Source organism: Rhizobium sp. AP16 (genome assembly GCF_000281735.1).
Taxonomy (GTDB): Bacteria; Pseudomonadota; Alphaproteobacteria; order Rhizobiales; family Rhizobiaceae; genus Rhizobium; species Rhizobium rhizogenes.
Genome location: NZ_AJVM01000090.1, coordinates 1 through 14864, shown reverse-complemented (window position 1 = coordinate 14864; position 14864 = coordinate 1). Strand labels below are relative to the sequence as shown.

At 61.2% G+C, this 14864-nt stretch carries 13 protein-coding genes and 1 pseudogene; 6 read left to right on the top strand and 8 right to left on the bottom strand.

Annotated elements, in window-relative coordinates; translation table 11 throughout:
- Window positions 1-99 precede the first annotated feature (99 nt).
- The 3 genes from PMI03_RS30090 to PMI03_RS30080 form a co-directional block, all read right to left on the bottom strand.
- Window positions 100-3297 (bottom strand): efflux RND transporter permease subunit, encoded by a 3198-nt coding sequence (locus PMI03_RS30090; protein ID WP_007703434.1) that lies wholly within the window; start codon window positions 3295-3297, stop codon window positions 100-102.
- Between the two features lie 130 nt (window positions 3298-3427).
- Window positions 3428-4612, bottom strand: coding sequence for an efflux RND transporter periplasmic adaptor subunit (locus PMI03_RS30085; protein WP_007703433.1), 1185 nt, complete (start codon window positions 4610-4612; stop codon window positions 3428-3430).
- A gap of 180 nt (window positions 4613-4792) precedes the next feature.
- Entirely contained in the window at window positions 4793-5605 is an 813-nt protein-coding gene (locus PMI03_RS30080) for an alpha/beta hydrolase fold domain-containing protein (RefSeq protein ID WP_007703431.1), read from the bottom strand.
- Window positions 5606-5838: 233 nt separating this feature from the next.
- Between PMI03_RS30080 and PMI03_RS30075 the strand changes: the two genes are divergently transcribed.
- The gene (locus PMI03_RS30075) at window positions 5839-6750 is read left to right on the top strand and encodes a LysR family transcriptional regulator (RefSeq protein WP_007703428.1); all 912 of its coding nucleotides are present in this window, start codon (window positions 5839-5841) and stop codon (window positions 6748-6750) included.
- A 56-nt stretch (window positions 6751-6806) separates the two neighbouring features.
- Here the strand turns inward: PMI03_RS30075 and PMI03_RS30070 are convergent, their stop codons facing one another.
- Window positions 6807-7265, bottom strand: a complete 459-nt coding sequence (locus tag PMI03_RS30070) for a carboxymuconolactone decarboxylase family protein (RefSeq protein WP_007703418.1) — start codon at window positions 7263-7265, stop codon at window positions 6807-6809.
- 117 nt (window positions 7266-7382) lie between these two features.
- Here PMI03_RS30070 and PMI03_RS30065 point away from each other — a divergent pair, with 117 nt between their 5' ends.
- Window positions 7383-8267: a sigma-70 family RNA polymerase sigma factor gene (locus PMI03_RS30065; RefSeq protein WP_007703416.1), complete on the top strand. Its 885-nt coding sequence runs from the start codon at window positions 7383-7385 to the stop codon at window positions 8265-8267.
- Between the two features lie 5 nt (window positions 8268-8272).
- On the opposite strand, the gene PMI03_RS30060 is transcribed toward PMI03_RS30065, so the two are convergent.
- Window positions 8273-9049 carry a helix-turn-helix domain-containing protein gene (locus tag PMI03_RS30060; RefSeq protein ID WP_039974939.1) on the bottom strand — a complete coding sequence of 259 codons (777 nt, stop codon included), beginning with the start codon at window positions 9047-9049 and terminating at the stop codon, window positions 8273-8275.
- 113 nt (window positions 9050-9162) lie between these two features.
- Between PMI03_RS30060 and PMI03_RS30055 the strand changes: the two genes are divergently transcribed.
- Together PMI03_RS30055 and PMI03_RS30050 are read left to right on the top strand one after the other, a co-directional pair.
- Window positions 9163-10134 carry a DMT family transporter gene (locus PMI03_RS30055; RefSeq protein WP_007703410.1) on the top strand — a complete coding sequence of 324 codons (972 nt, stop codon included), beginning with the start codon at window positions 9163-9165 and terminating at the stop codon, window positions 10132-10134.
- Between the two features lie 128 nt (window positions 10135-10262).
- Complete coding sequence (locus tag PMI03_RS30050) at window positions 10263-10442, top strand: hypothetical protein (RefSeq protein WP_007703407.1); 180 nt, start codon at window positions 10263-10265, stop codon at window positions 10440-10442.
- Window positions 10443-10572: 130 nt separating this feature from the next.
- Here PMI03_RS30050 and PMI03_RS30045 read toward each other — a convergent pair.
- Window positions 10573-11077, bottom strand: a pseudogene (locus PMI03_RS30045) (MarR family winged helix-turn-helix transcriptional regulator).
- Between the two features lie 324 nt (window positions 11078-11401).
- Between PMI03_RS30045 and PMI03_RS30040 the strand changes: the two are divergent.
- Window positions 11402-11908 (top strand): MarR family winged helix-turn-helix transcriptional regulator, encoded by a 507-nt coding sequence (locus PMI03_RS30040; protein ID WP_007703391.1) that lies wholly within the window; start codon window positions 11402-11404, stop codon window positions 11906-11908.
- Window positions 11909-11939: 31 nt separating this feature from the next.
- The gene (locus PMI03_RS30035; protein WP_039974935.1) at window positions 11940-12212 is read left to right on the top strand and encodes a hypothetical protein; all 273 of its coding nucleotides are present in this window, start codon (window positions 11940-11942) and stop codon (window positions 12210-12212) included.
- A gap of 314 nt (window positions 12213-12526) precedes the next feature.
- Here PMI03_RS30035 and PMI03_RS30030 read toward each other — a convergent pair whose 3' ends face one another.
- Both PMI03_RS30030 and PMI03_RS30025 read right to left on the bottom strand, forming a co-directional pair.
- The gene (locus tag PMI03_RS30030) at window positions 12527-13738 is read right to left on the bottom strand and encodes an adenylate/guanylate cyclase domain-containing protein (RefSeq protein WP_007703388.1); all 1212 of its coding nucleotides are present in this window, start codon (window positions 13736-13738) and stop codon (window positions 12527-12529) included.
- A gap of 156 nt (window positions 13739-13894) precedes the next feature.
- Complete coding sequence (locus PMI03_RS30025) at window positions 13895-14797, bottom strand: SDR family oxidoreductase (protein WP_007703377.1); 903 nt, start codon at window positions 14795-14797, stop codon at window positions 13895-13897.
- Between the last annotated feature and the right edge of the window lie 67 nt (window positions 14798-14864).

The following is a 14864-nucleotide window of genomic DNA, read 5'->3' as shown; positions in this document are numbered from 1 at the left end:
TGGAAAATATCGAAGTGGCGCAAGCACAGAAAAGGGCGGGACCTTGCGGCCCCGCCCATGTCATATCGGGCACTGGGGGTGCTACCCGATACGGCAGTCCTATTCGGCGGCGATAGGGAGAACCTCCGCCGAATGGTTATTGTCGTTGCTGTGATGCTGCTTCAGCGGACGGTTGCCCGCCATTCTGCGAATCAGCACGTAGAACACCGGCGTCATGAAGATGCCGAAGAAGGTCACGCCGATCATGCCGGCGAACACCGCGACACCCATGGCAGCGCGCATCTCCGCACCGGCACCGGTCGAGGTGACCAGTGGCACGACGCCCATGATGAAGGCCATGGAAGTCATCAGGATCGGGCGCAGACGCAGGCGGCTGGACTCGATGGCGGCCTGGACCGGCGTGCGGCCCTCGAATTCCAGCTCGCGGGCGAATTCCACGATCAGGATCGCGTTCTTCGCCGACAAGCCCACCAACACCATCAAGCCGATCTGCGTGAAGATGTTGTTGTCGCCCCCCGTTAGCCAGACACCCGTCAGGGCAGCGAGCACGCCCATCGGCACGATCATGACGATCGCAAGCGGCAGGGTGACGCTCTCATACTGGGCGGCCAGCACGAGGTAGACGAGCAGCAGGGCCAAGGGGAAGATCAGGATGCCTGAACTGCCGGCCAGGATCTGCTGATAGGTCAGATCGGTCCATTCGTAACCGATGCCCTTCGGCAGGGTTTCGTTGGCGATGCGCTCGATGGCGGCCTGGGCCTGCCCGGACGAGAAGCCCGGAGCCGGGCCACCGTTAATATCGGCGGCGAGGAAGCCGTTGTAGCGCGTCGTCCGTTCCGGACCGGTGCTGGCCTCGACCTTCAGGAGCGCCGATAGCGGGATCATCTGGCCCGATGCCGACCGGACCTTCAACTGGCCGATATCGCTTGCATGCGAGCGGAACTTGGCGTCCGCCTGCACACGCACGCTGTAGGTACGGCCGAAGGCATTGAAGTCGTTGACATAGAGCGAACCCAGATAGATCTGCAGCGTGTCAAAGACGTCGGTCACCGAGACCCCCAGCTGCTCAGCCTTGGCGCGATCGAGATCTGCGAAGAGCTGCGGCACGTTGATCTGGTAGCTCGAGAAAATGCCGGCTAGTTCCGGCGTCTGATAGGCCTTGGCAATGAACGCCTTGTTGGCCTCGTCGAGCGCCTGGTAACCAAGACCGGCACGGTCCTCGATCTGCAGCTTGAAGCCGCCGGTCGTGCCGAGACCCTGGACGGGCGGTGGCGGGAACATGGCGATGAAGGCATCCTGGATCGCCCCGAACTTCTGGTTCAGCTGCATGGCGATGGCGCCGCCCGAAAGGTCCGGCGTCGTGCGCTCCTCGAAAGCCTTCAGGGTCACGAAGACGATGCCGGCGTTGGAAGAGTTGGTGAAGCCGTTGATCGACAGGCCAGGGAAAGCGATGGCATGTTCGACGCCCGGCTGCTCCAGGGCGATCTTGCTCATCCGCTGGATGACGTCATCCGTGCGGTCGAGGGTCGCGCCATCAGGTAGCTGCGCGAAGCCGATCAGGTATTGCTTGTCCTGCTGCGGCACGAAACCGCCTGGTACGGTCTGGAACAGGAAGTAGGTCGCGCCGATCAGCGCAAGATAGACCACCATGACCAGGCTCTTCAGCGACAGGATGCCGCCGACGCCCTTGCCGTAAGCATGGGAGCCGCGGTTGAACACCTTGTTGAAGCCGCGGAAGAACCAGCCAAACACCGCGTCCATCACCCGCGTCAGCATATCCTTCGGCGCATGATGGTCCTTCAGGAGAAGGGCCGCCAGAGCCGGAGACAGCGTCAACGAGTTGAAGGCGGAAATGACCGTCGAAATCGCGATCGTCAAGGCGAACTGACGATAGAATTCGCCCGACAGGCCGGAGATGAAGGCGAGCGGCACGAAGACGGCGACCAGCACCAGCGCGATCGCGATGATCGGGCCGGACACTTCCTTCATGGCGCGATAGGTCGCATCGCGCGGACTGAGGCCGTTTTCGATATTACGCTCGACGTTTTCGACGACCACGATGGCATCGTCCACGACGATACCGATTGCCAACACTAGGCCGAAGAGGCTTAGCGCATTGATCGAGAAGCCGAAGACATACATCACGGCAAAAGTGCCGATGATTGAGACAGGAACGGCGATCAGCGGGATGATAGAGGCACGCCATGTCTGCAGGAACAGGATGACGACGATGACGACCAGCGCGATCGCTTCCAGCAGCGTATGCACAACCTTGTCGATCGACGAGCGCACGAACTGCGTGGTGTCGTAGACGATCTCGTACTTCACGCCGTCGGGCATCGCCGCCTGCAACTCGTTCATTGTCTTGACGACATCGTCCGAGATGGTGATGGCGTTGGAGCCTGGAGCCTGGAAGACCGGAACAGCCACGGCCGGCTTGCCGTCGAGCAGTGAACGCAACGAATAGTCGGCGGCACCGAGCTCGATACGCGCGACATCGCGCAGGCGCGTGATCTCACCGTTGCTGCCGCTCTTGACGATGATATTGCCGAACTCCTCCGGCGTCGTCAGGCGGCCTTGCGCGTTGACGTTGAGCTGCACATCAATGCCGGGAACGCTTGGTGATTGGCCGATGATGCCAGCGGCAGCCTGGATATTCTGTGCACGAATGGCATTTGCGATGTCGCTTGCGGCAAGGCCGCGTTCCGCGGATTTCTGCGGATCGACCCAGACGCGCATGGAATAATCGCCCGATCCGAACACGCGAACCTGGCCGACACCCTCGATGCGGGCGAGCCGGTCCTTGATGTTCAAGGTCGCGTAATTGCGCAGATAGGTGATGTCGTAGCGGTTGTCCGGCGAGATGAGGTTGACCACCATCATCAGGTCAGGCGAACTCTTGACCGTGGTGATGCCGAGATCGCGCACGTTCTGCGGCAGGCGCGGCTCGGCCTGCGAAACGCGGTTCTGCACCAGCTGCTGCGCCTTGTCCGGATCGGTGCCGAGTTTGAAGGTGACCGTCAGCGTCATCAGACCATCGGATGTGGCCTGGCTGTTCATATAGAGCATGCCTTCGACGCCGTTGATCTGCTCTTCGATCGGCGTCGCCACGGTTTCGGCGATAACCTTGGGGTTGGCGCCGGGATATTGCGCGGTGACGACGATCGAGGGCGGCACGACTTCCGGATACTCGGAAATCGGCAGCAGCCGAAGACCGATCAGGCCGGCGACCACGATGAGGACCGATAGCACTCCGGCAAACACCGGACGGTCGACGAAAAATCTTGAGATGTTCATGGCAGAACCCTCTCCAGGGGTGAATGTAAGAGGACACGGAGTCCAGGCCCGTCCGCGATATGCGCCACGAGCATTCCAAAATCAGAGCATTGGGACGACCGCCGGGAGAGTTGCCTCCCGGCAATGTCGATTACTGAGCGGCCGCGACTTTTTCTTCCAGCTTCGGATCGACCACGGCGCCCGGGCGAACCCGCTGCAGGCCGTTGACGATGACACGATCGCCGGCGTTGAGGCCGGATTCGACGATGCGCTGGCCATCGGCAGTGTCGCCAAGGCTGATCTGGCGATAGACCACCTTGTTGTCGCCATCGACCACGAAGACGAACTTCTTGTCCTGGTCGGTGCCGATCGCCCGCTCGCTGATCACCAGCTTGCTCTCGGCCTTCGGCTGACCCATACGGACGCGCACGAACTGGCCGGGGATGAGACGTCCGCCCGGATTATCGAAGACGGCGCGCACGGTAACGGTGCCGCTTGCCGCATCGACTTCATTGTCGATCAGTTGCAGCTTGCCGTTGATCGGCGTGCCGTTGTCACTGGTGGTGCCGATTTGCACGGGTATCTGCTCGACCGGGGGTGCTGCGCCATCGGTGACCGGAAGCTCAGCCAGCGCCTGAGTGACGGTCTGTTCGCTCGCATTGAAGCTGGCATAGATCGGATTGACCGAGACCAGCGTCGTCAGCGCCGGCGAAGCCGAACCGCCGGCGACAAGGTTGCCGACCGTAATAGCGATCTTGCCGACACGGCCGGCGATCGGAGCGTGAACCTCGGTATAATCAAGGTTCAACTGCGCCGTCTGGAGCGATGCCTGGGCAGCCTTCAGATTGGCTTCCGCTTCCGCATAGTTGCTGGAGCGCGTATCCATGTCGCTCTGCGAGATCGTCTTGTTGTCGAAGAGCTTCTGGCCGCGGTCGACTTCGACCTTGGCGAGATCGAGCTTGGCCTTTGCCGCGCCGACTTGTGCCTGCGCCTGGGCGACGGCCGCCTGGAAAGGCGCCGGATCGATCGTCACCAGCAGGTCCCCCTGCTTGACCAGAGCGCCTTCACGGAACTGCACCGACTGGATGGCGCCGGCCACACGGGGGCGGACCTCTACCCGGTCGATGGCTTCGAGCCGGCCGGAAAATTCCTGCCAGGCGGTGATATCGCGCGCCTGCACGGCCGCGACGGTGACTGGGATCGCCGGCATTGCCGCCGCTTTCTCCGTCGCTTGCGCGCCGCGCGGCAGATCCAGATAGAAGGTAGCCCCTGCAACAGTCGCAGCAACACCCATGCCGGCGCCCCACAGGGCCCAGCGCTTACCGTTGGACGTCATGTTAGTCTCTCCTTGTGGTCCCGGCTTGGGACACGGGACCGAAAATTCCTATCGACTCGCTATCGTCAGGCTCCAGGCATCGCAGGTTCAAACGAACGCCCGCGGTCGCTCTCATTTCTGCGCCCAGAGCATTCTATCCGCTTATGGCGGCTCCACTCGAAAGTGGCATGCTCTGATCGATCAAGCCTGCACGTCTTCGACAAAACCCTTGAAGGAACAGCAGACATCCTGCTGCCACGACGGCTTGTCCTTCGACTGCCCGCCGTAGAGGGTGGGCCAGCCTGTCCCGGCGGGGAGGACGTGCTGGCGAACACGGACGCCTGCCTCCTTGAGGCGGCGGCCATATTCCATGCTCTCGTCGCGGAGCGGGTCGTCCTCGGCCGTGAGCACCAATGCCGGCGCGAGGCCCGAAAGCCGCGAACAGTATCGAGGCGCCGCATAGGGATGACAGACACCACCTAGGAAACCCAGGTAGCGATTCCAGCCTTCCGTCCAGCGCTCGCGCATGCCGCTTTCCTCCGCCTGGAGGAAAGATTTCGATCCCATGAAGGGATCAAGAAGCGGCGATATCAACACCTGTCCGTCCAGCGAACCGGGCATCTGATCGCGCGCCTTTAAAGCAACACCCGCTGCGACATTGCCACCCGATTCCTCACCGGCCACAAACAGCAGCGACTTTTTCGCTCCGCCCAGCTCAAGCATGTTTCGCTTGTTGCTGAGGTAGGCGAAAATCCCGTAGGCGCATTCCAGCACCTGCGGGAAGGCATTCTGATTGCCGCTGGTATAGTCGGCGGCAACCACAATCACACCGGCCTCCGCAAGACTGGCGGCGACGGGCCGGACGGTTGCATGCTCGGTATCGAGAAAGGCGCCACCATGCAGATAAAGCACGATGGGTGCTGCCTTCTTGAGACCCTCGCCGTTATAGATCCGCGCTGCGACCGGTCCCGTAGGCACGTTTTCCAGCACAACATCTTTCCACGGCGCGCTCATGAACCCATATCCTTGTCTATTCTGTCGAACATGCCCCTTTCCTAAAGCCATTTCACAGGCTTGGCGACCATGTTCAGGATAATGCGGCTTCTAGCGCCCCGTGCCGCATTGCAACAATCATGAAGACAACATATTGTTATTCCGTTCTGAGAATAAGTGGCCTATATTCGACTAGACTATTCACGAATAACAAACAATCGACCGCTTTCTCTGTGGTCGAAGGGCACCCTGAAATGGACCAGCTATCAGCAATGCGGGCATTTGCACGCGTGGTGGAAACGGGCAATTTCACCCGCGCCGCCGCAACCCTCTCCATGCCGAAGGCGACGGTGACCACGCTCATCCAGTCGCTCGAGGCGCATCTGCACGCCAAGCTTCTGAACCGCACGACCCGGCGCGTCATGGTAACGACCGACGGCGCGCTCTATTACGAACGTGCTATCCAGATCCTCTCCGAGATCGATGAACTCGACGGCAGCATCAGCAATTCGCAGAGCCTGCCGAGCGGCCGCCTGCGTGTCGAAATGGCCGGCGCCTTCGCCGAAAAGATCATCATGCCGGCGCTTTGCGATTTCTACCAACGCTACCCGGACATCCATATCGATCTCGGGGTCGGCGACCGGCTCGTGGATTATCTCGCGGAGAATGTCGACTGCGCGCTGCGCGCCGGCATGCCGAGCGACCAGTCGCTGATTGCCCGGCGGGTGGGCGAGATATCTCTCATCACCTGTGCCGCTCCCCTCTATATCGAGAAATTCGGCCTGCCCGAACGACCGGACGAACTGGAGAGCACGCACTATGCCGTCAGCTATTTTCGCGCGCAAACCGGGCGGGTCATCCCGTTCGAATTTCAGCGCGGCAATGAATCGCTGGAAATCAGCCCGCGCTACATCCTCTCGGTCAACGACAGCCGCAGCTACGTCAACGCCGCGATGGCCGGCCTCGGCATCGCCCAGGCCCCTGCGTTCATGATTCGCGACGAGCTCGCCAGGGGCGACCTCATCCCGGTCCTCCCCGGCTGGACCCGCAGCCCCATACCGCTGCACATCGTCTATCCCCCGAACCGACACCTGAGCAACAAGGTGCGCGTTTTCGTCGACTGGCTGGCAAAGCTGCTGGTGACGTCGAAAGTAAGCGAAGCCTGACATGTGAACCAACCGCCTCCCTATCGGGAGACGGTTGGTTCTCGACACGATCCGGGTCAGCTCCAGGATGCTCCTGCCTGCTGCCGAACTGTCGCGTTCAGCCTGTTCCAGACGTTGTCGACCGCGATAGAGACAATCAGCGCGGACAGTGCGGTCTCGTCGTAGTGCCGGGCGGCCTCGTTCCAGATTTCGTCGCTCACGGCCTCCGGCCGGTCGGCAAGCCGGGTTGTCGCTTCGCCAAGCGCAAGGGCCGCCCGTTCAGCCTCGGTGAAATAGGGCATCTCGCGCCAGGCGGAAACGCCGACGATACGCTCGATCGTTTCCCCGTCCTTCTGCAGCTTGCGGAACCCCATGTCGGTGCAGACGCTGCAGCCGTTGATCTGGCTGACGCGCAGATGCACGAGGTCCATTGTGTTTTCGGACAGGCCGCGATCCCTCAGCGAGGCGCTGAGCGCTAGCAGTGCCTGCAGGGTTTCCGGCAGGATAACAGCGGGGTTCTTCATACGAGCTTGCATCATTCTCTCCTTGGATGTTTTGGTCTTGACGATGTCGCTCCCGTGCCGATCCATTGTCACACCAGCCGGACCTCGTTCGTCACGGGCATGACGGAACAGGATGAGGGAATGTGACCGATGGACGAAAAAAAGTGGCAGGCGGAAAAATTCGAGGCCAACCGGCCGCATTTACGCGCCGTTGCCTATCGCATGCTGGGCTCACGGACGGAGGCGGAGGATGCAGTGCAAGAGGCATGGCTGCGGCTCAACCGCGCCGACACGTCAGAGATCGACAATCTCGGCGGCTGGCTGACGACGGTTACCGCCCGCATCTGCCTCGACTGGCTGCGCAGCCGCAAATCTCGGCGCGAGGAGCCGCTGACCATCCGCGTCCCCGAACCGGTCGTCAGCCATGAGGCAGGAAACGGCACGGATCCGGAGCAGGATGCGTTGCTCGCCGACTCAGTCGGCCTCGCGCTGCTGGTGGTGCTGGAAAAGCTGACGCCGGCTGAACGGCTGGCCTTCGTGCTGCACGATATGTTCGACATGGCCTTCGATGACATCGCCCCGATCGTCGGGCGCAGTACCATCGCCACGCGCCAGCTCGCCAGCCGCGCCCGCCGGCGGGTGGAGGGAGTACCGGTTGCCGCGGAGGCAGACCTCAGCCGTCAGCGCCATCTGGTCGATGCCTTCTTCACGGCATCGCGCAACGGCGACATGACTGCCCTTCTCATGGCTCTCGATCCCGACGTCATCTTCCGCGCCGATGCGGTCGCGACGCGGATGGGCGCGCTTGCCGAAATCCGCGGCAACTCCGCCGTTGCCGAAACCTTCCGCGGCCGCGCCCAGGGCGCCCGGCTTGCCGTCATCAATGGTGCCGTCGGCGCCGTCGTCATCCTCGGCGGGCAGTTGCGCATCGCGCTTCGCATCACAATGGCCGATGATGGCAGGATCATCGGCATTGATGCGATGGCCGATCCCGAACAGTTGCGCAAACTCGAGGTGCTGCTGATCGATCCGTGAGGGCTTCACCCCAGCCGCGTCGGGCTCGTCCCCGTCAGCCGGCGAAACATGGCGATGAAGGCAGAGGCGCTGCCATAGCCGAGCTGCGTCGCGATCCGCCGCACCGGTTCGCCGGCCTCGATCAGCGCCAGCGCCTTGACCAGCTTCAGCCGCTGACGCCACTCGTTGAAAGAAAGACCAAGGTCATCGTTGCAGCGGCGGGACAGCGTTCGCTCGGTCGTTCCCATGCGGCGCGCCCATTCCGCCAGCGAATGGCGATCGCCGGGATTGGCCTGCAACGCCCTGAGCACAGGCTCCAGCAACGGGTCGTCGGACAGCGGCAGATAGCTTTCTCTGCGCGGGGCAAGCCGGATTTGATCGACCAGGACTTGCGCCAGCCGCAAATCATCCTCCGTTTCGGGAAGCGAAATATCGCGGGCGGCGAAGTCCGCCAGGATCGCCTTCAACAATGGGCTGATGCTGAGCGTCGAAGGCTCGGCCGGCAGGTCGGCGCAGAGTGCGCGCTCGACATAGACTGTGACATAATGCAGGTCATGCTGGTTCCATGCGCCATGCATCGTGTCGGGCGGCAGCCAGATGGCGTAATGGGGTGGAGACAGATAGCGCACGCCTTCGATGACGAACTCGGCGACGCCCGCAAGGGCATAGTTGAGTTCGCCCCATGGCTGGCTTTTGGCCGGGAAGACCGTGCCGCCCTTGTAATGCTCCGTGCGGAAGGAAACCGGACGCGGCGGATCCCCCTCAATGCGTGGTTCGCGCGCCGCCATCCCCTGCTCCGACATGTCCGCAATCCGCTACCTGTGTCTGAAACTCGCTATATACCAGATATCGGACAGCCAGTAAAAGCAACATCAACACAACCCCGACCCGGCCGACCATCCGACAGGAGGACGCCATGAGCACCAACCCGACCCCTTCCGCCAACGACACCGCCGCCATCATGACGAGCGCGGCGCTGGCACCCCTGCTCACCGTCCTCATCTGGTCCGGCAACACCGTCGTCACTAAGGCCGCCGCCGGCGTCATTTCGCCCGGCTCGATCTCCTTTTATCGCTGGCTGCTGGCCTTTCTCATCCTGCTGCCCTTCGTCGGCCCGGCCGCGTGGCGGAATCGCGCGCTTCTCAGCCAATACTGGCTGAAGATCGCCACCCTCGGGGCGCTCGGCATGGTGATCTACCAGAGCCTTGCCTATGAGGCGGCCAAGACCACCTCGGCGGTCAATATGGGTGTGATCGTGGCACTGATGCCGCTGCTGTCGACATTGCTGGCCGGAGTGTTGACCGGTGAAAGACTGACGGCGACCACACTTGCCGGTGGGGTCATCTCCCTGATCGGCCTGATCTACCTCACCTCGCACGGCGATCCCGCAACCCTGCTGAGCGGCGGCTTCCATATCGGTGACGGCTTGATGATCGTCGCCGTACTCTCAAACTCGCTCTATGGTGTGATGCTGAAGCGCTGGGCGATGCCGCTTCCCATGTGGCAGCAGCTTTTCTGGCAGATCGGCTTTTCGACCATCCTGCTGATCCCGGTCTTCCTGATGGGCGATATCTCGCCCATCACGTCAGCCAACCTGCCGCTGATCCTCTATGCGGCCATTCCAACATCGCTGGTGGCGCCTCTTTGCTGGATGATCGGCATCCAGAAGCTGGGCGCAGCGCGAACTTCCCTGCTCATCAATCTCCTGCCGATCGTCGTCGCGGCCCTTGCCTGGGCCGTCCTCGGCGAACAGCTACATGCCTATCACGCCATCGGCGGCGCACTTGCCCTTATCGGTGTCGGCATCGGCCTTCGCCAGACAAAGGTCGCCAAGGGTGAAGAGGAGCCCGGCGCCGATCAGGCGGCTTGGGAAACCGAAGAGGTTTGACACGACTGCCCTTCGCTTTACGATATCCGGCATGACTGGAATCGCCCAAGCGTGAGGGAAACGAGCGTGCACATGGCCCTGGAACCGGTGTCATCGCGAATGACCATCCAGGAGAGCATTCCGCCGAGATGGGCGAGGCCGGCATCGGGCTGCGCGACGGCCATATGTTCACCCCGCGCCTGATAAAGCGTCTCAGCCTTTCAATGGAAACAAGCGCAATCCGCTTTTCTCTGGTACACTACGGTAAGCTCGAAGAGATCGCCCGCTTCGAAAAGGTTCATACCGAGGTCATGGCGCGGCAAAGATAAGCCGCGTGTGAGCGGTGGCGGCGCCCGAACAACTCCGCCACCGCAATGCCTCCCCGCCTCAATCCTGGCCGACGCCTTGATGGTGTTCGAAAAGAGATTCAAGAGAGAACAGGCGCGATAGGGCCGGCAATCAATCGAAGGCGGCGCCCGAAAGGCGATTGTTGACCGACGATTTTACCTCGCCGATATCCTTCCAGAGCCCGGCGATGATGGTGGGCTCGACATCGGCCATCAGTTCGCGCAGCCAGCCCTCATGGGCCGCTGCCATGGTGGTGAAAATCTCGTCGCCCTTCTTCGTCAGCTTGGCGACGGTCGCCGTCCGGCGTCACGCGCAACACCAGACAGTCGGTTTCCAGCCGCTCCACCAGACCCGTTACATTGCCGTTGGTGACCATCGTGCGCTTGGAAAGCTCACCGAGCCGCAAACCGTCGTGCTCGCGATAAAGCTGCGCCATCAGGTCGAACTGCGGTAGCGTTGCGCCGAACTCATTGCGCAGACGGCGGCGGATTTCCTGGGATATCAGCTTTGTGGTCGATAGCATCCGCAACCAGAGCCGCAGCTCCTTCTTGTTGCCCTCCTGGGCTCCCTGGACGATGACTTCCAGATCGACGGTTCCGCTCTCGGATTCTGCCATGATTTCAGCTCTGATCGCGATGTTGCTATCTCATATAGGAAGGGTCTGCGGAGCAATATTTGAAATGTCAAAGGTTTAGCGGTTAAGCCCGGAGGCCGTCACTTCGCCAGCATTTCCCCAGCATGAACATCCCGAGCGGCAATGACGACGGCAGGCTAGGCCGGCTTTTCCTCTGGCGCCCCTTCACCTCCTCTGTTAACCACCGCCCCCATGTAGCAGCTCTATGCTCAAAGGTGCCTGCGACGGGTCCGGGTCTTGGCGGAGACTCAGATTCTTGCTCGCGTCATCACTGAAATAGCAAGATCCCACGAGGAGATATCGTTCATGGAGGAACGGTTTTCAGGCGCCGTTTTGCGGCATAACCATAATGGCTCCGAGAAACGCCCGACCATGGGCGAAATTGGGCTCAACCACTTCGCTCCCTATCTGATGAACCGGCTGATAGCCCGCTGGAACAACAACATGTCGGAGGAGCTGCGCGAATACGACATGACGACCACGAAGATGCGCGCGCTCGCCATCCTCAGTGTCTCCTCCTCGGTCACCATCAACGAGCTCTCCGTCTTCGCCGTTACCGAGCAATCGACCATGAGCCGAACCCTGGACTCGCTCGAGCAACAGGGCTTCATCCGCCGCCAACCCCGCGCCGAGGACATGCGCGTGCGCGACGTCTCCATCACTGAAGACGGCCGCGCCGCCTTTGAAAAGGTCTGGCCGACCCTATACGATCTGTTCCTGCAGATGTTCGACGGCGTGGAAGAGGCCGAATACCGTGCCTTCATCGCGACGCTGCATAAGGTGCTGCACAATATCAGAAAGCATGCGATCTGAAGGACGAAGTCGTACTAGCTGGGCCAACTCGATGACAAAGACAGTGATTCTGGGTCAGGAATACGATCAGAAACTTCGAGACACCGTCATGGACGTTGTGCGTCAACTCGGAGCGTCCATCACAAGTCGGAACTGGGCAGTCGCTGGCTCGCAAGAAATCGAGACAGTTCTGCTGCAACTGGCTGGGCAAGAAATAACCATTGAGGCAGAAACTTACGCTGGACTTTCCATCACCGGCGACGAGAAAACGATCAAAGAGATCTCGGAGCGCGTAAGGCAAGCCACTCACAGCATCCCAAGCTGATCTTCTCCGATCTTTATGGGGCGACTACAGCGATCAGTCTTCAGGAAAATTTGCCCACCATAAAGCACACGCAAAATGCGTACGGTGTCGACTTCGACCGTAAACGCAATCGATACTCGACGCCCGAAACCTATGATCCTGATACCGGGAACACATCAGCGCCGCAGCCGATAAAGGCAATGCTCTTCTCGCGGAAGGCATCGCCGCCCGCGCCAACGAGATCGACCTGGTGATGATCAACGGCTACGGTTTTCCATCGCACAAAGACGTGCCGATGTTTGCCGCAGAACAGCGCTGAAAGCCGTCACGCCCCCTCACGCAGCCGATGACAGCAGCGTGAACAGTTCCTGCGGCCGGTTAACGCCGCGCAGCGCATAACGGCCGACCGAGACCAGATCGTTGCTCTGATCCGCCGCCAGGGTCTCGACGAAATTCGACGACATCAGGATATTGCGGTCAGCCGAACGGCACATGGAAGCGATGCGGCTGACCTCGTTGACGGCAGGGCCGATGACGGTGAAGTCCAGGCGATCCATGCTGCCGATATTGCCGTAGAAGACATCGCCGATATGCAGGCCGAGATAGACTTCCGTCACCGGTCTGCCCTCGATCTGCCGCTGAGAATTGAGGTCACGCAACCGCTGGCGCAGCAGCGATTCCGCCATCAACGCAGCCGCGCAGGCATCAGCGGCGTCCCTGGCCTTGAAGATCGCCAGTGTACCGTCACCGATCAACTTCAGCACATTGCCGCCAGCTTCGTGGATCGAGGAAATCACCGCATCGGCATAGGCATTCAGCATCGGGATGATTTCATCCGGCTCGGCCGTGTCCGAGATGCGGGTGTAGTTGGCAAGGTCGGAAAACCACAGCGCCGCCGAGATGCGCTCGGCCTTGCCGCGCGTGATCTTGCCCTCGAGCACATGCCGGGCGGCATCCTCACCCAGATAGACCTCGGCAATGGTGCGGGCGATGCGGCTGGTGCCGGTGCATTTGATCGCCAAGGCGAGCGCCGGCGTCAGCTTGCGCAGCACGCGCAGGTCCTCGTCGCAGAAACCCATGGCGGCGGCGGTGGCGAAGTTGGAATAGAAACAATCCATCTCGCCAATCGTGCCGCCCTCTTCAAAGCGGTGCACCATGGCGATGTAGTCGGTGTGACCATCGGCATGCAGCGTATCGAGACCGTAGAAATCGATTGGATCGCCAAAACCGATCCGTCGGCGCACCTCATCCGTGTCTGTCGTCAACATGTGATGGAAGGAGGTGCGCTGCCAGTTCTCGGCGGCGATCCCCTGATGCGACGGGCCATATTCGAACTCGCGCTCGATCGCCTGGCTGCCATCCCAGCGGAAGGCACGGCCTTCGTAGACCGGATGCAGGGTGTCCATCAGCGCCATGGCGCGATCGAGATTGAGACCATGCTGGCGGCAGGCCTCGCAGAAGCCCGTCAGGATATCGGCTTCTCCCATGCCCTTGAGGCCGGCCTGCATGAGCCAGCTGGCGATTTCGCCAATGTCCTTCGCGTCCATGGATATCTCCCGACCCTCTAAAGGATTCGCTTTAATACGAAACTTATAGGCTTGGAATGCCAAGCAACACAAAATAGTCCCGACGGACGGAAGTGATCGCCGCTCCTGTGGCACAGAAGCGGCGATTTGACACGCTGGAAGAGTATCGGCGAAGCCTCAGCCCTTTACATGCGGCTTCAGCAGATCCTCCAGGCCGATTCGACGAAAGAGTTCAGCGCGGACGCGATCGGCGACACCATTGACGATTTCCGCGCCATCCTCGGACGGATCGATATGGATGCGGAAGGGACGTGTGCCGAAAGGCATGTTGACGACATCAACAATAGCGACGGCAACAGAAGCAGCATCCGCGTCGGCAGGCTCGAGCGAGGCCAGCCCCTTCAAGGCCTGGTCTGGAACGCCGGCATAGGGACCATCGTCATATTCGGCAGCGCGAGCCTTGTCAGCGGGCGAGCCCGAATGAGCGAAATGGTTGGTACCCCTGGTGAAGGCGCCGGGCACAATGATGGCGGTCTCAATGCCCCAGCGTGTCAGCTCGGATGCGTAGGAGACGGCGAGCGAATCCATGGCGGCCTTGGCGGCAAAATAGGGCGAGAGGTAGGGTGGCGTGCCGCCGCGGGTGCTGGACGAAGACACCCAGACGACAAGGCCTTTGCCCTGCTGGCGCAGATGCGGAAGTGCTGCACGGTTGACGCGCTGGGTGCTGAGCACATTGATATCGTAGAGCTCGGCGAACTGTTCCGGCGTGAAGGCCTCGGCCGGGCCGAAGGACATGTGGCCGGCATTGTGGATGATCGTGTCGATACGGCCTTCCTGCGCGATGACCTTGGCAATACCAGCGTCGACGGAAGCGTCCGAGGCGACATCGAGTTCGACAACTTTCAGGTCGACGCCATTTTCCTTGGCAAAGGCGACGGCTTCGGCGACTTGCGACGCGTTGCGGCCTTCGGTTTGGCGCATACCGGCATAGACGGTGTGGCCGGCTTTGGCGAGAGCGCGGGCGGTCAAGGCGCCGAAGCCGCTCGATGCGCCGGTGATGACGATAACTTGCTTGCTCATGATCCTGTTCCTTGTCGAGTGATTATGGTGTGGGGGAATGGGTGGTGAGCGGCGGGCAAAGCCCGCC